Source organism: Mesorhizobium sp. WSM3626 (assembly GCF_000513935.1).
Taxonomy (GTDB): Bacteria; Pseudomonadota; Alphaproteobacteria; order Rhizobiales; family Rhizobiaceae; genus Mesorhizobium; species Mesorhizobium salmacidum.
Map to the genome: position 1 here is coordinate 54,338 of NZ_AZUY01000024.1, position 20,493 is coordinate 74,830.

Consider the following 20,493-nt stretch of genomic DNA (forward strand, 5'->3'; position numbering starts at 1 on the left):
GCGAATGGGAACCGGCTGGTCCAATTGTTGGCCCGACAGGCTGAGGTCGCGCCCTAGACGTCGCAGTCAGCGTACTGCCTTCTCGCCACCCGCCGCCGTGATCACCCCTACGATGATCAGCCCGGTCAGCAAAAGCCGCACGCCGGCGCTGACGCCGAATGTGTTGAGCATGGTGAGCAGCAGCACCAGGAACAGCGCCGCGCCCCAGACGCCGGGCACATTGGCCTTGCCGCCGGCCACCGACGTGCCGCCGATGACGACGACAGCGATCGAAGCGAGCAAATATTCGTTGCCGATATCGACATTGGCGCCGCGGAAATAGCCGGCGAGCAGCGCGCCGTCGATGCCGCCGAGCGCGCCTGACAGCGTGTAGGTGAGGAAGCGGATACGCCCGACCTTGACGCCGGCGAGCCAGGCGGCTCGGATGTTCTGTCCGATCGCCAGCACCGAGCGGCCGTAGACCATGCGCTGCAAAGCGATGGCCGCACCCATGGTGAACAGCACGGTGAGGATCGCCAGCACGGGAATGCCGAGCACCTGCCAGTTGGTGAAATCGGCGAAGCCGGGCGGCGGCTTGATCTGCAGCCCGCGCCCATAGCTGATGTCGACCGACTGGATGATGAAGCTCGCCGACAGCGTCGCGATGATCGGCGGGATGCGCAGCGCCCAGATCAGCAGATAGTTGATGACGCCGATCGCGGCACCACAGGCGAGCGCCGCCAGCAGTCCGACCACGATCATGGCATCGCTGCCGCCCATCACCTTCATGGCAACCGCGCTTGCCAAGCCGATATTGGCCGGCAGCGACAGGTCGACATTGCCGGGCCCGAGCGTGATGACGAACATCTGGCCGACGCCGACGATGACGGTGAACACGGCAAGCGACAAAGCGGCCGTGACCATGCCGCCGCCGCCATAGCCGCCGGTGAAGGCGATCGTCGCCAGCCACACCAGCAGCGCGCCGACAAACGACCAGATCCAGGGTTTTGTGAGCAGCGTTTTAAGCGAAGCCATCGCTCACCTTTCCCTGCGGCTGATCAGCACGCGCGCCGCCAGCACGATGATCAGGATGGCGCCGTTGGCGGCCACCTGCCAGTCGGGCGGAATGTGCATGAAGGTGAGCAGCGGCGAGGCGGCCAGCGCCAGCGTCAGCGCGCCGATGACAGCACCGATCGGCGAGACCCGGCCGCCGACGAACTCGCCGCCGCCGAGGATGACGCCGGCGATGGCCAGCAGCGTGTAGCCATTGCCGATATTGGCATCCGCCGAGGTGGTGATGCCGATCAGCGCCATGCCCGACAGCACGCCGAAAAGACCGGCCAGCGCGAACAGCACGATCTTGGTCTTGAGCAGCGACCAGCCGGCGCGTCGCAGCGCCGCCGGATTGCCGCCGGACCCGCGCAGGATCACGCCGTAGGAGGTGCGCATCAAACCAAAATGCACGACCGCGGCGATCAGCAGCGCGGCGATGATCGGAAACGGAATGAAAGGTGGCTTGAAGGACATGATCGCCAGCAACCAGTCCGGCGCCTTGCCGCCGGGTTTGGGCAGGACGAGGATGGCCAGCCCCTGCCAGACGAAACTCATGCCGAGCGTCACCACGATCGAGGGCAGGTTGCGCATGTGGATCAGCGCGCCGAGCAGCGCATAAATGCCGATCAACCCGACGAGAATGAGGACGCCGATGAGCGGTGCGTCCTTCAGCCAGGTCGCGGTGACGCAGCCGACAAAGCCGACAAAGGTGCCGATCGAGAGGTCGAGCTCGTTGCCGGCGATGACGAACATCTGCGCGATCGTCGCCAGCGCGATCGGAATCGCCAGGTTCAGCATCAGGCTGAAGCCGAAATAGCTGATGGCGCGCGGGTTGAGCCAGGCGATTGCCGCCAACACCAGCGCCAGCGACAGCGCCGGCAGCAGGCCTCGCAACAGCCGCGCCCGCGCCGCCTCATTGCGTGCCGCCGACCCCTTGAAGCCATTGTCCATTGGCGTCGCCGTCATTTCAGGCCGCATCGCCGAAGGAGGACTGGATGATCTTCTCCTCGGTCAGCTCGTCGCGCGTCAAATTGGCGACGATGCGGCCGTTCTTGAAGACATAGATGTGGTCGCAATTGTCGAGCTCTTCGGTTTCGGTCGTGTACCAGAGGAAGGTGCGGCCGCGACCCGCTTCTTCGCGCACGAGGTCGTAGACCTCCAGCTTCGTGCCGATGTCGACGCCGCGCATCGGATCGTCCATCAGCACGATTTCGGCATCGGAGCCCAGTGCGCGGGCAAACAGGGCCTTCTGCTGGTTGCCGCCCGACAGCGAGAAGATGTTGTTGTTCATGTCAGGCGTGCGGATGCCGATCTTCTTCTTCCAGGCATCGGCGAGCTCCGCCTCGCACCGCGGCGAGATCAGCAACCCGTTGCGCAGACGCGCCAGCGAGCGGATGCCGATATTCTGCGCAATCGACCATTGCGGGAAAATACCGTCCGACTGGCGGTCGCCCGCCACCAGCGCCACCGGCGCCGTGACCTCGATGCCGGCCTTGGCGCGCGCGGCGGCATTAAAGATCCGCAGCAGCAAGTCGGTCTGTCCGTGCCCGGCCAGCCCGGCGAGGCCGATGATCTCGCCCGCGCGGGCGACAAGGTCCTTACCGTCAGTCTGCCCGGCGGGCCGCGCCCGGACGCGCAGCGGACTGGCGCCTGGCTTGGCGGCAGCCGCCTGTGCGGCGATCTTCTCGCGCGCCTCGGCTCCGCCCATCACCGTCACGAGCCGGTCGCGATCGAAGGCACCAGCCGCGTCCGACGCCACCACCTTGCCGTCGCGCATCACGACGATGCGGTCGGCGTTCCGCAACACTTCACCCAGCACGTGCGAAATCAGGATGCAGCTTTTGCCGCCGGCGACGAAGCGGCGCACGAAAGCCAGCAGCTGGCCGGCCGTGTGCGCGTCGAGCGACGAGGTCGGCTCGTCGAGGATGACCAGGTCGAGCCGGTCCTGTGTCACCGTGAAGGCGCGCGCCACCTCGACCATCTGGCGCCGGCCGATCGAGAGATCGCCGACAATGTCCCAGGCCGAGATGCCATGGTCCGGGAAGATCTCATCGAGCTTGGCGGCGATCAGCTCGGCCGCCCTGCGCCGCCAGCCGAAGCCGGAGAGCGAAGCATGGTTGATGCGCGTGTTTTCGGCGACGCTGAGATTGGGACAGAGCGAGAGCTCCTGGAACACGCAGCGTATGCCGAGCTGCTGTGCCCGCGACACCGAGTAGTTCTCCTCGATGCCGCCATGCACGCCGATCGTCCCGCTGTCGGGCGTCGAGGTGCCGGCCACCATGTGCATCAGCGTCGACTTGCCGGCGCCGTTATGGCCGACGAGGCCGACGCATTCGCCGGGACCGACATGGAAATCCACCCCGCCCAGCGCCCTGACGGCGCCGAAATGCTTTTCGGCATCGTCAAGTCTTACGATGAAAGTATTGGCGGCGCCGAATTGCTTTTCGGCGCCGCTCAGTCTGATGTCCCTATTGCCTGCAGCCATGCTCAACGATATCCGCTTAGCGGTGCGCGCGGCAACGCGTGTGCGACTTTCACTTGATATTGGCTTTGATCGCTGCGATGGCATCTTCCTGCGTGTATTCGTGCGTGGCGACACCGCCCTCCTTGATCTTCGGCAGGGCCGCCTCGAAATCGTCCTGGGTGAAGGCGAGATACGGCACCAGCAAATCGTGCGGGATGTCCTTGCGGCCATCGAGCACCTGCTGCGCCACCCAGAAGGCGAGCGTCGACACGCCAGGCGCGATCGAGGCCGACCAGGTCTGGTAGCCGTCCTTGTCCTTCTGTTCCTTCCACCACTTCAATTCGTCCTGCCGGTTGCCCATGATGATGGTCGGGCGCGGCTTGTTGGCGGCCGCGAAGGCTTGCGCGGCGCCATAACCGTCGCCACCCTGGTCGACGATGCCGACGATGTCGGGCAGCGACGGCAGGATGGTCGCCACCGCCTTCTGCGCCGTGGTCTGGTCCCAGTCGCCGGTGACCGAGCCGACGATCTTGAACTCGGGATGGGCGGCAACGCCCTCGAGGATACCGGCATGGATGGCGTCGTCGATCGAAGTGCCGGCCAGGCCTCGGATTTCAAGCAGATTGCCGCCCTTGGGCTGGAACTTGGCCATATGCTCGACTTCCTGCTTGCCCATGTCCTTGAAGTCGACGACGACGCGGTAGGCGCAAGGCTCGGTCACGGTGCCGTCGAAGGAAACGACGGTGATGCCGGCGTCGCAGGCCTGCTTGATGGCGCCGTTGAGTGCATCCGGCGAGGCGGCGTTGATGACGATGGCGTCATAGCCCTGCAGGATCAGGTTCTGCACCTGAGCGGCCTGGGTCGGCACCTCCTTGTCGGCGGTGGTGAAGACATCGGCCGCGCCGACGATCTTGTCGTCGACCGCCTTCTTGGTGACGATGCCGTAGCTGTCGAGCATCGCCTGCCGCCACGAATTGCCGGCGTAATTGTTGGAGAACGCGATCTTCTTGCCGCTGGTGTCGGCCAAAGCCGTACCGGCTGCGAGCACCGCCGCAAGCGTGCTGAGAACCAATAGCTTCTTCATGTGATACTCCTCCCGAGAGTTGCTGATCAGTTTGGTTGTCGACGATTTCGCGGTTGCGATCCTGTTTTTTATCTATTGTCAGACAAAGTGCAGAAGGCCGGCGGGCTGTCAACTGCAATCCGATGTACGCCGGCGATCAACTTGCGGTGCGCTGATTGAAATGGCTCCGGTTGATGGCTAGGCATACGGGCCAGGAGAGCGAACAAGCATGACGCCGACTGTGCCGCCGGGCGCACCGGGAATTCCCGCGCGCTGGACCTCTAGCGCCAAGAGCGGCGTCGGATCGGCGCTTTCGCCGTCCAGTCGCGTCTGGTTCACCATCAGCCACGGCATCCTGAACGAGGTGTACTATCCGCGCGTCGACAGCGCCTGCACGCGCGACCTCGGCCTGATCGTCACCGGCAGGAATGGATATTTCTCCGAGGAGAAGCGGGATGCCGCGCACGGCATCGAGCCGTTCGAGGACGGCGTGCCCGCCTACAGGCTGGCCAACACGGCCGATGACGGCGCCTACCGGATCGAGAAGCGCATTCTGGCCGATCCGGCGCGCCCGACCTTGCTGCAGGAGATCACCTTCAACCCGCTGAAGGGCTCCGTCGCCGACTACCGCGTCTACGCGCTTCTGGCGCCGCATCTGGTCAATGCCGGCATGGGCAACACCGCCTGGGTCGGCGAGTACCAGGGAAAGCCTGTCCTGTTTGCCTCGGGGCGCGGCACCTGCCTGGCGCTGGCCTCGTCGCTGCCCTGGCGGGATTGTTCGGCCGGCTATGTCGGCTTCTCCGACGGTTGGCAGCAATTGAACCATGCCGGCAAGCTCGATCCGGCTTGGCGGCGCGCCGAGGACGGCAATGTAGCGCTGACCGGCGAGATCGGTTTCACCGCCGTCAACACAAAAGCCGTGTTGGCGTTGGGTTTTGGCGCGACTCCAGACGAAGCCGCCGAAAACGCCTTCGCCAGCCTGAAACGGGGTTTTGAACCGGCGGCGAAATCCTATGTCGAAAAATGGCGCAAATGGCAGGCGGGGCTGCTGCCACTGGACCGCGACCGGACGCCCGGGGTGCCGGGAGTAAACAGCTACCGCGTCTCCACCGCGATGCTGGCCACCCACCGGTCATCGGCCATGCCGGGCGCGGCGGTGGCCAGCCTGTCGATCCCGTGGGGGTTCGACAAAGGTGACGACGATCTCGGCGGCTATCACCTGGTCTGGCCGCGCGACCTGGTCGAAACGGCGGGCGGCTATCTCGCCGCCGGCGATGCCGCTTCGGCACTGCAGATCCTGGAATACCTCCGCTCCATCCAACAGCCGGACGGCCATTGGCCGCAGAACGCCTGGCTCGACGGCTCCGCCTATTGGCCCGGCATCCAGATGGACGAATGCGCCTTCCCCATGCTGCTGGCCGATGCCCTGCATCGCGCTGGCCACCTGCCGACTGCCAGGCTCAGGGCCTTCCTGCCGATGATTGAGCGCGCGGCGTCCTATGTCGTGCGCAATGGTCCCGTGACCGGCGAGGACCGCTGGGAAGAAGACGCCGGCTACAGCCCGTTCACGCTGGCCGTCGAGATTGCGGCACTGCTTGCCGGCGCCGACCTGCTCGATGTCTGCGGCAAGCGGGACGCGGCAAGCTATCTGCGCGGGACCGCCGACTGCTGGAACGACCAGGTCGAGCGCTGGACCTATGTCACCGGTACCGCCATCTGCAGGGCCGTGGGCGTCGGCGGCTACTACGTCCGCATCGCGCCGCCCGACAGCGCCGATGCCGGCTCGCCGAAGGATGGCTATGTCCCGATCAAGAACCGGCCGCCCGGCGACACGGAACGGCCGGTCGAAGAAATCGTCAGCCCGGACGCACTGGCCCTGGTGCGCTTTGGCCTGAGGGCCGCCGACGATCCGCGCATCGTCGACACCGTCAAGGCCATCGACGCGCAGTTGCGCTGCGAGCTGCCGCAAGGACCGCTCTGGTACCGCTACAACAGCGACGGCTATGGTGAACACGAGGATGGCTCGCCCTTCGACGGCACCGGCCAGGGCCGGCCGTGGCCGCTGCTCGCCGGCGAACGCGCCCATTACGAGCTGGCGGCTGGGCGCAAGGATAAGGCGGCCAGCCTGCTCGATGCGCTGGAACGGTCGGCCGGACCCGGCGGCCTGCTGCCCGAACAGGTCTGGGACGGCGCCGATATTCCCGAGCGCGAACTGTTGTATGGCAAGCCATCAGGCAGCGCCATGCCGCTGGTCTGGGCGCATTCCGAACATATCAAGCTGTTGCGCTCGCTGCGCGACGGCGCCGTCTTCGACATGCCGCCGCAAGGCGTTAGGCGCTACATCGAGGACAAGACCGTTTCGCCGTTCAGGACATGGCGCTTCAACAACAAGATCCGCGCGCTGCCGGCCGGCAAGACGCTGCGTATCGAATTGCTGACAGCAGCCACTGTCCACTGGAGCACCGACAGTTGGGCAACCGCCCACGACAGCCAGACGGGGGAGAACGCTTTCGGCATTCACCTTGTCGATCTGCCCACGGCCAGTCTCCCCAGCGGAAGCACGCTGATCTTCACTTTTTTCTGGCCCGGAACCGGCGATTGGGAGAATGTCGACTTCTCCGTCATGTCAGGCGCTCAGGACAGCCAGTAGATCCTTCTTCGACAAACTCAGCAAATCTCTAGGAAACAGGACGAAACCATGCAGATCGGAATGATGGGACTGGGCCGGATGGGCGCCAACATGGTGCGGCGTTTGATGCGCGACGGCCACGAATGCGTCGTCTACGACATCAATCCGGCCAGTGTCGCGGCGCTGGTGGGCGACGGCGCGTCCGGAGCAGCCTCGATGGCGGAATTCGTCGGCAAGCTCGCCAAGCCGCGCTGCGTCTGGCTGATGCTGCCGGCGGCGATCACCGGCAAGATCATCGATCAGGTCGCGGCGCTGATGGAGCCTGGCGACATCGTCATCGACGGCGGAAATTCCTATTATCACGACGCTGTCGATCAGGCCGCGAAACTGGCCGCCAAGGGCATCCACCTTGTCGATGTCGGCACCAGCGGCGGTGTCTGGGGCCTGGAACGCGGCTACTGCCTGATGATCGGCGGCCCCGACGTGGCGGTGCGGCACCTCGATTCGGTCTTTGCCACGCTGGCGCCTGGCGCGGATGCCGGCGCGCCCACCCCGGACAAGGCCGCTGGCACCGCGCCCTATGGCTACCTGCATTGCGGACCGAGCGGCGCCGGCCACTTCGTCAAGATGGTGCACAACGGCATCGAATATGGCGTCATGGCCGCCTATGCCGAAGGCATGAACATCCTGAAGTCAGCCAATGCCGGCAAGCGGCAGCGTATGGCGGATGCCGAGACAAGCCCGCTTGAAAATCCGCAATACTACCAGTTCGACGTCGACCTTCCGCAGGTGGCTGAGGTCTGGCGGCATGGCAGCGTCATCGGCTCCTGGCTGCTCGATCTCACCGCCGGCGCGCTGAAGAGCGATCCGGGTCTGGCGCAATTCGGCGGCCGGGTCTCGGATTCCGGCGAGGGACGCTGGACGCTGAAGGCGGCGATCGACACCGGCGTGCCGGCGCCGGTGCTGTCCTCGGCCCTGTTCGATCGCTTCTCCTCGCAAGGCGAATCCGAATTCGCCGACAAGCTGTTGTCCGCCATGCGTTATGCCTTCGGCGGTCACATCGAAAAACCGAAGGACGGCAAGTGACGGCGACAGGGGAGACGCAGGCATGAGCCAGGAACGGTCCGACACGCTGGTGCTCTTCGGAGCGACCGGCGACCTCGCCCACAAGAAAATATTTCCAGCGCTTTACCAGATGATCGCCAAGGGCACGCTTACCGAACCGGTGATCGGCGTCGCCTTCGATGCCTGGGATTTGAGGCAATTGCAGGACCGGGCTCGCGACGGCATCGTCAGCGCGCTCGGTGCTATCGACGAGAAGGTATTCGCCAAGCTGGGGTCGCTGCTGCGCTATGTCAGCGGCGACTATCGCGATCCGGCCACCTTCGAGAAGCTGAAGAAGGCACTCGGCAGCGCCCAGCGGCCGCTGCACTACATGGCGGTGCCGCCGTCCATGTTCGAGACTGTCGTGCAAGGCCTGGAGCAATCTGGCACCGCGCATGGCGCGCGGCTGATGGTGGAAAAGCCCTTCGGCCATGATCTGCAGTCTGCGCGCTGGCTGAACCGCGTGCTGCACCTGGTGTTCGACGAACAGTCGATCTTCCGCATCGACCACTATCTCGGCAAGGAAGCGATCCAGAACCTGCTCTATTTCCGCTTCGCCAACGCCTTGCTCGAGCCGATCTGGAACCGCAATTACGTCGAGAGCGTGCAGATCACCATGGCCGAGGATTTCGGCGTCGAAGGCCGTGGCCGCTTCTACGACGATGTCGGCGCTATCCGCGATGTCATCGAGAACCATCTGCTCAACATCCTGCTGCTCCTGGCCATGGAGCCGCCGGTCGGCCGCTCCGCCGACGACCTGATCGACGAGAAGGTGCAGGTGCTGCGCGCCATCCGGACATTGACGAAAGACGATGTCGTGCGCGGCCAGTTCGCCGGCTATCTCGCCGAGCCCGGCGTGGCGCCGAACTCGCCGGTCGAGACCTTCGCGGCGGTGCGCTTCTTCGTCGACACCTGGCGCTGGCAGGACGTGCCGTTCTTCATCCGCGCCGGCAAGAACATGCCGGTGCATGTCACCGAGGTGGTGGTGCGGCTGAAGCGGCCGCCGCTCGACGTCTTCGATCCGATCAAGCCCACCGACCAGAATTACGTCCGTTTTCGCATCGACCCGCAGGTGACGATCGCCATCGGCGCCCAGCGCAAGGCGCCCGGCGACGACATGACCGGCGAGCAGGTGGAACTGACCGCGCTCGACGATTCGAAGGGCGACATGCCGCCCTATGAACGGCTGATCGGCGACGCCATGAACGGCAATGGCCAGCTCTTCACCCGCCAGGACGCCGCCGAACTGGCCTGGCGCATCGTCGGTCCGGTGCTCGGCGACACCACGCCGCCGCATCTTTACGAGCCGAAGACGTGGGGACCGGCGGACGCCATGGCCGGCTTCGGGCCGCCCAATGGCTGGATCGACCCGGTGGCATGAGCGGAGGGGACGAGATGGCCAAGGTGGCTGAGAAGGCGGCGTCGGATACCGGGAAGATAGTGCTGGCGATCGACATTGGCGGGTCGCACGTCAAGATCCTGACCAGCGACGGCGGCACCGAGCGCCGGGCGGATTCCGGGCCTGAGCTGACGCCACGGCAGATGATCGGCAAGGTGAAGAAGCTCGCCGAGGGCCTGTCCTACGACGTCATCTCGATGGGTTATCCGGGCCCGGTGCGCCACAACAAGCCGGTGCTCGATCCCATGAATCTCGGCAAGGGCTGGGCCGGCTTCGATTTCGCCGCTGAGTTCGGCAAGCCGGTCAAGGTGGTCAATGATGCGCTGATGCAGGCCCTCGGCAGCTATGAGGGCGGGCGCATGCTGTTCCTCGGCCTCGGAACCGGCCTCGGTGCGGCGATGGTCCTCGACAATGTCGGCCAGCCGATGGAACTCGCTCATCTCCCCTACAAAAAAGGCCAGAGTTTCGAGGATTATGTCGGCGAACGCGGCCTGGTAAAGCGCGGCAAGAAGAAGTGGCGCGGCTATGTCTTCGACGTCGTCAACCGGCTGCGCGCCGCCCTGCAGCCAGACTATGTCGTCATCGGCGGCGGCAATGTCGACAAGCTCGACGAATTGCCCCCCGACTCCAGGCGCGGTGACAACACACGCGCTTTCGAAGGCGGATTTCGTCTGTGGCGCGACAAGGCCTTGATCGTCTGATATTATTACAGTTTAGTATAGTTGTTCAAAATGGCGTGTGATGTCGCGCCGATAGATTGCTTTGTGCAGATTTGCCGACTAGGAAGTCAGCCCCACTACATCGCGTCGTGCGCGACGCACAAAGACGACGCACTTTAATTTTGCGCATCATCCTTTTTGAAAACGGCCCCATTTTCGAGGTCATGCGCCATGGATGGAGGAAAATAGATTGACCGACGAAAACAGCCACGCCAGCAAAACCCTCGACCTTCTCGAACTGACGGCCCATATCGTATCGGCCTATGTCGAGAAGAACCGCCTGCCTGCGTCCGGCCTTCCTGAACTGATCGCCAGCGTCAGCGCCTCGATCAGCGGGCTCGGCCAGCCGGTCGCTCCGGTGGCGGCACCGCTGGTCCCCGCCGTCAACCCGAAGAAGTCGGTGACCCCGGATTTCATCATCTGCCTCGAGGACGGCAAGAAGTTCAAATCGCTGAAGCGTCATATCGGCGTGCATTTCGGCCTGACGCCGGACGCCTACCGCGCCAAATGGGGCTTGCCGTCGGACTATCCGATGGTCGCACCCAACTACGCCGCTTCGCGCTCGGAACTGGCGAAGTCGATCGGGCTCGGCCGCAAGGCCGTCGCGCCGGCGCCTGCCAAGTCGAAGGGCAGGAAGGCCAAGGTTTCGGCCTGAGCGGTTTCATCTGAGCCAATGTTTTGTCTGAAGCCTGCCGGCGATTCCGCCTTGGCAGGCTTCATGCTTTTGTGGCTTGGATGAACCAGACAAGCTTTGAGCAATTCCAGGAAAAGTGTGAAACGGTTTTCCGTCCGGAATTGCGTCTAGACAAAGGGGATGGAGCTCTTGCCGTTTCCGTGAAACGGTGAACCGCTCCGGAGGGGAAGCGATGAACTACACCAGGATGGTGATCGAGAGAGAAGCCCCGGAGGAGTACGGCTATGAGCGTATCCGCTACAATCTCTCCGAAAGCTCGATTGCCGACCAGAAGCTCTCCGACATCGGCCTCTCGCTGCCCGACCTGACGCTCTTTTACGGCGAGCACCGCGGCGACAAGGCGTTGCGCGACCTGATCGCCGCGCAGGATGCCGGCATCGCGCCCGACGATGTGCTGGTCACAGCGGGTGCCGCCGGCGCGCTGTTCATCATCTCGACCTCGCTGCTGTCGGCAAGCGATCACCTCGTCGTCATCAGGCCCAACTACGCCACCAACATTGAAACCCCGAGGGCGATCGGCTGCGCCATCAGCTTCGTCGACCTGGCATTCGAGGAAGGCTTTGCCATCGACGTCGAGCGCATCAAGGCAGCGATGCGGCCGAACACCCGGCTGATCAGCGTTACTTGCCCGCACAACCCGACCGGGACCATGATGAGCCGCGCCGATCTCGACGCGCTGGTCGCGCTCGCCGAGGCCAGTGGCTGTCATTTGCTGGTCGACGAAACCTACCGCGATCTTTCCTATGGCAAGCGCCTGCCAGTGGCGGCCTCTCTGAGCAAAAAGGCCATCAGCGTCTCGTCGCTGTCAAAAGCCTTCGGCATTCCCGGCATCCGCATCGGCTGGCTGATCACCAGGGATGCAGCCCTCCAGGAAAAATTCCTCGCCGCCAAGGAGCAGATCGGCATCTGCGGCAGCATCATCGACGAAGGCATTGCGCGTGGCATGCTGGATCGCCGGGACGCGTTTCTGGCAAAGCTGCTTCCCGAAATGGCCAAGCGCCGCGACATCGTCCAGGCCTGAATCGACCGCGAGCCGCTGGTCGACTGGGTACGGCCTGAGGGCGGTGTCGTCGGTTTCCCGCGCCTCGATGTCGAGTCCGGCTTCGACCTAGACCGGTTCTATATCAGGCTGCTGGAAGACCACGGCACCTATGTCGGGCCCGGCCACTGGTTCGAGATGGAAAAGCGCTTCTTCCGCGTCGGCTTCGGCTGGCCGACGGAGGCCCAATTGAGAGGCGGATTGAACGCGATTTCGGCCGCGCTACGGCAATAACTTCCGCGTGCGATCGACGACGCGGATCGAAAGTCTCTTGCTCCAAGCCTGTTTTTGACGCATATCCGCGCCGAATTTTACCAAGTTCCATTGGCCGGAACAGCGCCCATCCGGGAAGTGCCCCGCCAGCCGATGCCAAAGCAACCGGGGCCCTATCTTCATGATACCTGAACAAACTTTACCGGAGCAGCGTTACGCCGCTTTCCGGCACAAAGCCTTCCTCAGCTATTGGACGGCGCGCTTTCTCACCACCTTCGCGACCATGATCGTTTCCGTCGCCGTCGGCTGGCAGATCTATGACCTGACGCGCGATCCGTTCGATCTCGGCATCGTCGGCATCGTTCAGTTCCTGCCATCGCTGTTGCTGGTGCTGGTCACTGGCGTCGTCGCCGACCGCTTCGGTCGCCGCCTGATCATGGCGCTGGCAACGGTGGTCGAGGCAGCCTGTGCGCTCGTTCTCCTGTACTTCACGCTGCGCGGCCTCGTCAGTCCGCTGCCGATCTTCGTCGTTCTGGCGCTATTCGGCATGGCGCGCGCCTTTTACGGACCGGCCTCGTCGTCGCTGTTCGCCAATCTGGTGCCGCCGGAAGATTTCGGCAACGCGATTGCCTGGAACTCCTCTGCCTGGCAGACGGCCACGATTGTCGGTCCCGTCGCCGGCGGCCTGCTCTATGGCGTCTCGGCCGAAGCCGCATACGCCGTCGCCTCTGTGCTGATGCTGGTGGCCGGTCTCCTGATCTTCACCATTCCCAAACCCGCCCAGCAAAGCGCCACCGACAAGCCGACGATGGAGACGCTATTTGCCGGCTTCCGCTACATCTGGAGCGAGAAGATCGTGCTCGGCGCCATCTCGCTCGATCTGTTCGCAGTGCTTTTGTCCGGCGCCTCGGCACTGCTGCCGGTCTATGCGCGCGACATTCTGCAACTCGGCCCATGGGGCCTCGGCCTGCTGCGCTCGGCGCCGGGCATCGGCGCCATCTGCGTCGCGGTATGGCTCGCCGGGCATCCGATCCGCGACCACGCCGGCAAGATCATGCTGAGCTTCGTGGCGGCGTTCGGCGCCTTCACCGTGCTCTTCGGTCTGTCGACCCTCACCTGGCTGTCCATCGTGGCCCTAGTCTTCCTCGGCGCCACCGACATGTTCAGCGTCTACATCAGGGAAACGCTGATCCAGCTGTGGACGCCGGACGAAGTGCGCGGCCGCGTCAACGCCGTCAACCAGGTCTTCGTCGGCGCCTCCAACGAGGTCGGCGAATTCCGCGCCGGCACCATGGCGGCGCTGATCGGCACGGTTCCGGCGGTCGTCATCGGCGGCGTCGGCGCCGTCGCGGTTGCTGGCTTGTGGGCCTATCTATTCCCGGCGCTGCGCAAGGTGCGGCACCTCAAAGGACGAAACTGACGGCTTCATCGGTATCGGCGGGGCCGCGAATCTGTGCTAGAGCAATTCCAGGAAAAGTGCGCAGCGGTTTTCCGTCCGGAATCGCGTAAAAACAAAGAGTTAGAGCGGTTCAGCGGTACTGCCGATCGCTAAACCGCTCTAAGCCGCCCGCCGAACCAACGAAAGGACAACACCTGTGAGCGAACCGACTGTGGCCGAGGCGACCGAAAGTATCTATGCGTCGCTTCGGGCGGACAATGCCGACATCGACGCACATATCGCGACGCTCAAGGCAGCGCTGGCACGAGAAGGGATAAAACAGGCGGTGTTCGATCCCACAAAATTGGCGCAGAACAACCGCTCGGGCCGCAAGTTGATGCAGGCTTATTTTCGGCAACGCGGCGTGAGCGTGAGCTTTTCGGACTAGAGCGGTTCAGTGTTTATTGGAATCCCCGAACCGCTCTAACTCTTTGTTTTCACGCAATTCCGGACGGAAAACCGCTACGCACTTTTCCTGGAATTGCCCTAGTTTTCACGCGCCGAAAGCCGCCGGTCAGAAGTCGGCCGGATTTGGCCGTTCAGAGCACTGGTTCGGCTCTACCGCGCCACCGGTCCGCCAAAAATCATGCGCAAGAACTCGTTCAGCCAGCGCTTCAGATGCATGTCCCAGATCAGCCGGCCGCCGAGATGGTCGCGGCCGGGCTGGGCGCCGGGCAGCTCGAAGCGGTGGGCGCCGCGCACCACCCAGCGCTGCATCATCACCCGGGTCAGTTCGCCATGGAACTGGATGCCCCAGGCATTGTCGCCGTAGCGGAAAGCCTGGTTGGGATAGGTCTCGTTCGTGGCCAGCAGCATCGCGTCGCTCGGCAGCGAAAAGCCCTCGCGATGGAACTGGTAGACCATTTCGGGCCAGTGCATCAGTTTCTTGCCGGCCTCGGTCGGCTTCAGCGGATACCAGCCGATCTCGACCAGCCCTTCACCATGGCCCTCGACCTTGCCGCCGAGATGATTGGCCAGCATCTGCGCGCCAAGACAGATGCCGAGCAGTGGCCGGTTTTCCCTGAGCGGGATTTCCAGCCAGTTGGTCTCGCGGCGGACGAATTCGTCCTCGTCATTGGCGCTCATCGGCCCGCCGAACACCACCGCGCCGGCATGACCATCCAGTGTTTCGGGCAAGGCGTCGCCAAGCGGCGGGCGGCGGATGTCGAGATCGAAGCCTTCTTCCAGCAACATGTGGCCGACGCGCCCGGGGCTCGAATTCTCCTGATGCAGCACGATCAGGATTCTTGGCTTCGGGCTCGTTCTGGGCGGCATCGTTGGGCGAGATCCGTCTATTCGTCGCTTGACGTCCCACGGGCGCCCGGTACCTCGGCCGCGGCCTTGCGGCGCGCCTCGACCCGGTCGTGGCGCTCGACGCCGATCAGCTCGGCGACCCGCCACACCGTATTGTCCTCGAGCTCATGCAGCTCGCCATCGGCATAGACGATCTCCCACATCAGGCCGATGAAGGCCTTGCGCCCCTCCGCGTCGAGATGGCGCTTGAGCACGCTGGTGAAGGCGTAGAGGTCGATCGCCTCGTTGTCGGCGCGCTCGCCTGCGGCGGCCAGCGCTTCGAGTTCGGCACCGTTGATCGAATAGCTCTGCGCCAGCACCGCCTTGAACCGCTCCCACTCGACATCCTGGCGAACGCCGTCGGCATTCATCACATGGTAGAGCAGCGCCGAGGCCGCGACGCGCGGGTCGTCCGTGCTTGTATGGCTGGCGGAGCCAGCCGGCAAATCCCTGAGAAACGACAGAACGCGCTCGAACATCAATTCATTCCCAAACGGCCCGATGGCCGGCCCAAAATCAAAACAGCCGGAACCGGCGTGGCGACTTTTCCGCCTCGTCGTCCGGATCGACGCCTGGATCGTCCGGCAGGCGCGCCAGTTCTTCCGCCGGCTCGACGGCCTCGGCATCGGCCGGCACCGCGGCAAAGGCGGCTGCCGTGACCGGGGTGACATGATCCTCGCGGCTTTCGGCGTCCTTGCCCGTCGCCTCGTTGCCCGAGGCGGCATGATCGATCACGTCGACCGGCTTTTCCGGCCTGCCCGGCGCCTCTATGGCCACTACCGGGGCATCCGGCTCATCGCGGCTGTCGATCAGTTGGCCAAGCCGCTCCATGGGCGCGCGCCATTCGAAGGCGTCGAGACGGCCGGTAACCGGCGATACCGGCGCCCAGCGCTCGGAGACGACGCCGTCGGCCACCCAGGCCGGATCGCGCGGCGCCCGAACCGCCTTGGAGAGCAGCTGCCGCACCTTGCCCTGGTCGCCGGTCTCGGCCTCCTCGATATCGGCAAGGAGCAGATAGGCACCCTCGCGGCGATCCATGCGGATCGCGGCTTCGGCCTCGCGCCTGGCGGTCGACAAATCCTGCGCGTCGAGCGCGGCACGCGCCACTGTCATCGACGATTCGGCGTGGTTCTTCTTCATCTCCTGCAGCTTCTTTGCCCGGTTGAGCCGATCAACCACGGCGTCACCCGGCCTTGCATGAGTATAGAGCTCCGCGATTTCGGGATGCGGCTCGGCCTTCCATGCTGCTTCGAGGATCTTCGAGCCCTTGCGTACGTCGTTCTGCTTGAACAGCGCCGCGGCGGCGGCAACGGCGGCGGGGGCGAAATCCGGCTGCAGTCTGTTAGCCTCGATCGCCGCTGTCCTGGCAGCCGCGGGATCGCTATCGGCGAGCGACTGCGCCTTGGCGGTCAACAGCACGGCGCGGCGGCGGTTGGCGGCGTCGCGTTCGATTTGCCGCGTCGACTTCTGCGCATCGACCAGTTTCAGCGCCCCGTCCCAGTCACCGCGCGCGGTCAGCTCCTCCAACGTCGATTCGGCTGCCCAGGCCAGTTGCGGCGCCACGGCGGCGGCACGGCCGGCATAGTGCCGGGCTGCGTTGCGGTCGCCCAGCCGCTCAGCCTCCAGGTAAAGCCCGCGCAGCCCAAGCAGCCGCATTTCGGGGTCGTCGAGCATGCTCTCGAACTTTTGGCGCGCGCCTTCATGATCGCCTTCGAGCAGCGATGCCTGCGCCTCGAGCAGATGGATCAGCGGCTCCTGGTCGGAGCGGATCAGCTTGGCCGCTTCCTTGGTCTTCTTGCGGGCCAGCGCCCCGTCGCCGGCACCGGCGGCGATCATGCCGGTCGACAGCGCCTGATAGCCACGGTCACGGCGGCGCACGCGGAAATAGCGCGAGATGGTGTAGGGGCTGTTCCACAGCGACTTGATGAGCCACCAGACGATCATCACCGCCGCAACGACGGCAACGACGGCCACCGCCGCCACCATCAGGCTCACCTGGTACTGGTAGCCGTTGAAGGTGACGACCATGTCGCCGGGCCTGTCGGCCAGCCAGGCAAAGCCCAGCCCGAGCGCGAAGACGACGATGAGGAAGGCGAGCAGGCGGATCATCGTGTTGCCCTCATGCCTTCATCGCGCCGGAGATCAGCGCGTCGACCTGGGTTTCGACCTCGATGCGGGCTTTCAGTTTGCCGGCAAAGTCGGCGCCCGCGGCCTTCACGGCTTGCGGCAACGTGTCGTATTCGCTGAGTGCCTTGGCATAGTCGCCCTGAGTGACCGCAACCTCCATGCGCGCCACGGTTTCCGGTGCGCCGGCGCCTTCGACGGCACCGATCGGCCGGACCTTGACCAGCGATTCGGCGCTCGACATCAGGTTCTGCAGGAAGCCGGCATTCTGGTCGACCGGCGTGGCCGCTGCCACCATGGCATTGGCGGCCGCATCCATCTGCGAAGCGATCTCGGTGCGGGTCGGCACGCCTTTTTCGGCATAGGGGCGCAATGTCGCGAGCTGCGGCGCATCAGGCGAAATCGCGGCCAGCGTATCGAGTTCGGCCGAAAACGGCGCGCCACGATCGAGCGCGGCCTTCAGCGCCGAAGCCGCGATGGCGAGCGCGACCTTCGGCTGCGATGCCTGTGCATCGACCTTGCCGGAAAGCTGCGACACCGACTGTTCGAGCGCGGCAAGCCGGCCTTCCTGCGCCTTCGCCGCCTCGCCCGTCGACTTCACCAGCGCATCGAGACCCGCCATTTTTTCGTTGAGCGGACCAAGATCGACCGGTGCCGTGCTGCCGGCCTTGCCGAGGGCCGCCACCGTGGTTTCGATCTGCTTGACCTTGTCGCCAAGTGCTGCAAGCCCGGCATTGTCGCCGGCGCCGCCCTGTTCGACCGCCGATTTCAGCGCCGCGACATCGCTCTTGACCTGGTCGAGCCCCGACGACAGGCCATCCACCTTGGCCGACGCACCATTGTTGTTGCCGGCTTCCCTCATGTCCGCGATTTCGCTCTTCAGCGAGGCGATCTCGCCATTGACACCAGCGAGCGAGGCACCGGGTGCGGATCCCGGCGCGCCGAGCAGGCCGGCAAATTGCAGCCCGCCGGCACCGACCAGCGCGATGACACCCCCGATGATGCCGGCGGCGACGCCGTTGAGGCCGCCCCGCTTCGGCTGCACTGTCATCGGTTCGCTCCTTGCGTCGGCTTTTCCGGAAGCCGCCTTGGTCTCGGCTGTTTTGGCGGTTGCATCCTCAAAATTATAGTCGGAAGCCTTGGCGCGGTCGGCGGGAGTATCCGAACCGGGATAAGGCATTTCCGGCTCGGCGGCTTTGGCCTCGGCATGCGGTGGCGAATCCGTGCCAGACTGCCCGGCGGCGGCATCGCCATGCTCCCAGGGTTCGAGATCCGCTTGATCGGCATGCACCGGCTCTTCCGGGGGCTCTGGCCGCGAGGCATTCGCTGCTTCCTCGGCCTTCGCCTCGTCCGTCTGGGCGATATCCTTGGCGGCATCCCCGTCGACGATGCGTGAGACGGCGCCCGGATCGAGGTCGATGGTCACCGGGTCGCGGCGGCCTTTCGAGTGTCGCATCTTCGGCGTCTTGACCATGCATGGGCTCCGCAAAATTCGCTTCGTCTCAACGCCCGGCGGCGCGTGATGGTTCAGAAAGGGTCTAGCACATCACCAAGCGGTGAAAAGGGGCGGTGTGATGACGCGGGTCAGGGCCGTGCCTGCAAAAGTGCCAGCAGCGCCTCCTCGTCGGATCGTGCGGCGACGCGGATTGCTTTGCCGGCACTGTCGCCGAAGGCGGCGGCGATGCGCGCGGAAAGGACAAAAACCCGCGTCTTTTCAAAGACCTTTTGCAGGGCAGGCCGGCTGGCCAGGACCTGCATCGCGGCAGCGGCCTTGGCCGAATAGAGCAGCACCGCATCGACGGATTGGCCTGCTATCAGCGGAAGAATCGCTTCGTCCGAATAGCTCACCGCAATCGTGTCATAAGTCTCGACGGCATGGACCTGGACGTGAGCAGCTTTCAGCTTCTGTTCGAAGGCGGGAAACCGCACGCGCCCGCAGAGATAGACGATCGCTTTACCGGAAAACGCGATTCCCATGCCCGCGGCCAGCGCCTCGGCATCGCCAGGCCCCTCGATGACCGAGAGAAAGCCGGCTTCGCGCGCCGCCTCCGCTGTCCTCTTGCCGACAGCATGGCAAGGCAGGTTGGACAGCACCGCCATCAGATCTCCAGGGGTATGGCGCATGGCATTGGCGCTGGTGATGGCCACGGCGGCCACGTCGTTCGGAACCGCCTTGGCATCGACCGGCAGTGCCGTCGTCTCCGTCAATGGCAGCAGAAGAGGCTCAAAACCCATCTCCTCCAGCTTTCGCGCCGTGCGCGACGCACCCGGCTCCGGTCTGGTGACCAGGACGCGAAGCATTTTCAGAGCCAACCGTCGAAGAACTTTTCGCCGGCCCTGGCGCGAACTGTCCGTGCGGCATCAGCCCCAATTTCCGCCGCGTCCGCGGCCTCGCCTTCCAGCCGGACGTCATGCCACTCCGTGCCGTCGGGCGAGATGATCAGCCCGGCAAAGGACAGTTTCCCGCCTGATACCGTCGCATGGCCGGCGATCGGTGTGCGGCACGAGCCGTCGAGCGCGGCGAGAAACGCGCGCTCGCAGGCCAAGGCCTGGCCGGTCGGCGCATGATGGATCGCCGCAAGCATATTCTCGATATCACGGTCGCCGACGCGTGTTTCGATGCCGATCGCGCCTTGTCCCGGCGCCGGCGGAAAATCCTCCAGCGACATCAGGTCGGTGATCACGCCTTCGAGCCCGAGCCGCTTCAGCCCGGCATAGGCGAGGATGGTGCCCTCGGCGATGCCTTCATCCAGCTTGCGCAGCCTCGTCTGCACATTGCCGCGGAACATCACCACCTCGAAATCCGGCCGCATCCGGCGGATCAGCGCCTGGCGACGGAGCGACGACGATCCGACCTTGGCGCCATGCGACAGATCGACGATCCGCTTGACCCCCTTGCCTATGAAAGCGTCGCGCGCGTCTTCGCGCGGCAGGAAAGTGGAGAGCTCCAGTCCGTCAGGAAGCATCGTCGGCATGTCCTTCGACGAATGCACGGCGATGTCTATACGACCGTCGAGCAGCGCTTCCTCGATTTCCTTGGTGAACAGGCCCTTGCCGCCGGCCTCCGACAGTGGCCGGTCCTGAATACGGTCGCCGCTGGTCGAGATAGGCACCACTTCAAACGCCTGCTCGGGAAGGCCATGCGCTTTCATTAGCCGCACACGCGTCTCATGCGCCTGGGCGAGCGCCAGCGGGCTGCCGCGTGTTCCGATTTTCCGTGTTCCGATTTTCAAAGTTTGCATGGCGCGCGGTCCGTGATAACCCCCGAGCGAAATCGAGGTC

The 20,493-nt window shown here is 64.6% G+C and carries 18 protein-coding genes; 8 read left to right on the plus strand and 10 right to left on the minus strand.

Features of this window, described 5'->3' with window-relative positions; genetic code table 11:
• Positions 1-66: 66 nt before the first annotated feature.
• From M653_RS0117915 to M653_RS0117930, 4 genes are read right to left on the minus strand one after another with little or no spacing between them, the layout of a single operon-like run.
• A complete protein-coding gene (locus tag M653_RS0117915) occupies positions 67-1,014 on the minus strand; it encodes an ABC transporter permease (RefSeq protein ID WP_027144583.1) in 948 nt (315 codons plus the stop codon).
• Between the two features lie 3 nt (positions 1,015-1,017).
• Entirely contained in the window at positions 1,018-1,983 is a 966-nt protein-coding gene (locus tag M653_RS0117920; RefSeq protein ID WP_245262213.1) for an ABC transporter permease, read from the minus strand.
• Between the two features lie 16 nt (positions 1,984-1,999).
• Positions 2,000-3,517: a sugar ABC transporter ATP-binding protein gene (locus M653_RS0117925; RefSeq protein WP_027144585.1), complete on the minus strand. Its 1,518-nt coding sequence runs from the start codon at positions 3,515-3,517 to the stop codon at positions 2,000-2,002.
• 49 nt (positions 3,518-3,566) lie between these two features.
• Positions 3,567-4,580 carry an ABC transporter substrate-binding protein gene (locus tag M653_RS0117930; protein WP_027144586.1) on the minus strand — a complete coding sequence of 338 codons (1,014 nt, stop codon included), beginning with the start codon at positions 4,578-4,580 and terminating at the stop codon, positions 3,567-3,569.
• Positions 4,581-4,788: 208 nt separating this feature from the next.
• Here M653_RS0117930 and M653_RS0117935 point away from each other — a divergent pair, with 208 nt between their 5' ends.
• The 8 genes from M653_RS0117935 (at position 4,789) to M653_RS0117970 (ending at position 14,182) form a co-directional block, all read left to right on the plus strand.
• Entirely contained in the window at positions 4,789-7,209 is a 2,421-nt protein-coding gene (locus M653_RS0117935; RefSeq protein ID WP_027144587.1) for a glucan 1,4-alpha-glucosidase, read from the plus strand.
• Positions 7,210-7,257: 48 nt separating this feature from the next.
• On the plus strand, positions 7,258-8,274 hold the full coding sequence (gene gnd, locus M653_RS0117940; RefSeq protein WP_027144588.1) for a phosphogluconate dehydrogenase (NAD(+)-dependent, decarboxylating): 1,017 nt from the start codon (positions 7,258-7,260) through the stop codon (positions 8,272-8,274).
• A gap of 22 nt (positions 8,275-8,296) precedes the next feature.
• Complete coding sequence (gene zwf / locus M653_RS0117945) at positions 8,297-9,673, plus strand: glucose-6-phosphate dehydrogenase (protein ID WP_027144589.1); 1,377 nt, start codon at positions 8,297-8,299, stop codon at positions 9,671-9,673.
• Positions 9,674-9,687: 14 nt separating this feature from the next.
• Positions 9,688-10,392: an ROK family protein gene (locus tag M653_RS0117950; RefSeq protein ID WP_027144590.1), complete on the plus strand. Its 705-nt coding sequence runs from the start codon at positions 9,688-9,690 to the stop codon at positions 10,390-10,392.
• A gap of 208 nt (positions 10,393-10,600) precedes the next feature.
• Positions 10,601-11,065 (plus strand): MucR family transcriptional regulator, encoded by a 465-nt coding sequence (locus tag M653_RS0117955; protein WP_027144591.1) that lies wholly within the window; start codon positions 10,601-10,603, stop codon positions 11,063-11,065.
• Between the two features lie 211 nt (positions 11,066-11,276).
• Positions 11,277-12,125 carry a pyridoxal phosphate-dependent aminotransferase gene (locus tag M653_RS1000000134530; protein ID WP_245262204.1) on the plus strand — a complete coding sequence of 283 codons (849 nt, stop codon included), beginning with the start codon at positions 11,277-11,279 and terminating at the stop codon, positions 12,123-12,125.
• A gap of 412 nt (positions 12,126-12,537) precedes the next feature.
• Complete coding sequence (locus M653_RS0117965) at positions 12,538-13,776, plus strand: MFS transporter (RefSeq protein WP_027144592.1); 1,239 nt, start codon at positions 12,538-12,540, stop codon at positions 13,774-13,776.
• A 175-nt stretch (positions 13,777-13,951) separates the two neighbouring features.
• Positions 13,952-14,182, plus strand: a complete 231-nt coding sequence (locus M653_RS0117970) for a hypothetical protein (protein ID WP_027144593.1) — start codon at positions 13,952-13,954, stop codon at positions 14,180-14,182.
• A 170-nt stretch (positions 14,183-14,352) separates the two neighbouring features.
• On the opposite strand, the gene M653_RS0117975 is transcribed toward M653_RS0117970, so the two are convergent.
• The 6 genes from M653_RS0117975 to hemC form a co-directional block, all read right to left on the minus strand.
• On the minus strand, positions 14,353-15,069 hold the full coding sequence (locus M653_RS0117975) for a glutamine amidotransferase (protein WP_027144594.1): 717 nt from the start codon (positions 15,067-15,069) through the stop codon (positions 14,353-14,355).
• A gap of 17 nt (positions 15,070-15,086) precedes the next feature.
• Positions 15,087-15,566: a TerB family tellurite resistance protein gene (locus tag M653_RS0117980; protein WP_027144595.1), complete on the minus strand. Its 480-nt coding sequence runs from the start codon at positions 15,564-15,566 to the stop codon at positions 15,087-15,089.
• Positions 15,567-15,603: 37 nt separating this feature from the next.
• Positions 15,604-17,196, minus strand: coding sequence for a heme biosynthesis protein HemY (locus tag M653_RS0117985; RefSeq protein ID WP_027144596.1), 1,593 nt, complete (start codon positions 17,194-17,196; stop codon positions 15,604-15,606).
• 10 nt (positions 17,197-17,206) lie between these two features.
• On the minus strand, positions 17,207-18,685 hold the full coding sequence (locus M653_RS0117990) for a COG4223 family protein (protein ID WP_027144597.1): 1,479 nt from the start codon (positions 18,683-18,685) through the stop codon (positions 17,207-17,209).
• 110 nt (positions 18,686-18,795) lie between these two features.
• Complete coding sequence (locus M653_RS0117995; protein WP_027144598.1) at positions 18,796-19,512, minus strand: uroporphyrinogen-III synthase; 717 nt, start codon at positions 19,510-19,512, stop codon at positions 18,796-18,798.
• A gap of 2 nt (positions 19,513-19,514) precedes the next feature.
• Positions 19,515-20,453: a hydroxymethylbilane synthase gene (hemC, locus tag M653_RS0118000; RefSeq protein WP_027144599.1), complete on the minus strand. Its 939-nt coding sequence runs from the start codon at positions 20,451-20,453 to the stop codon at positions 19,515-19,517.
• Between the last annotated feature and the right edge of the window lie 40 nt (positions 20,454-20,493).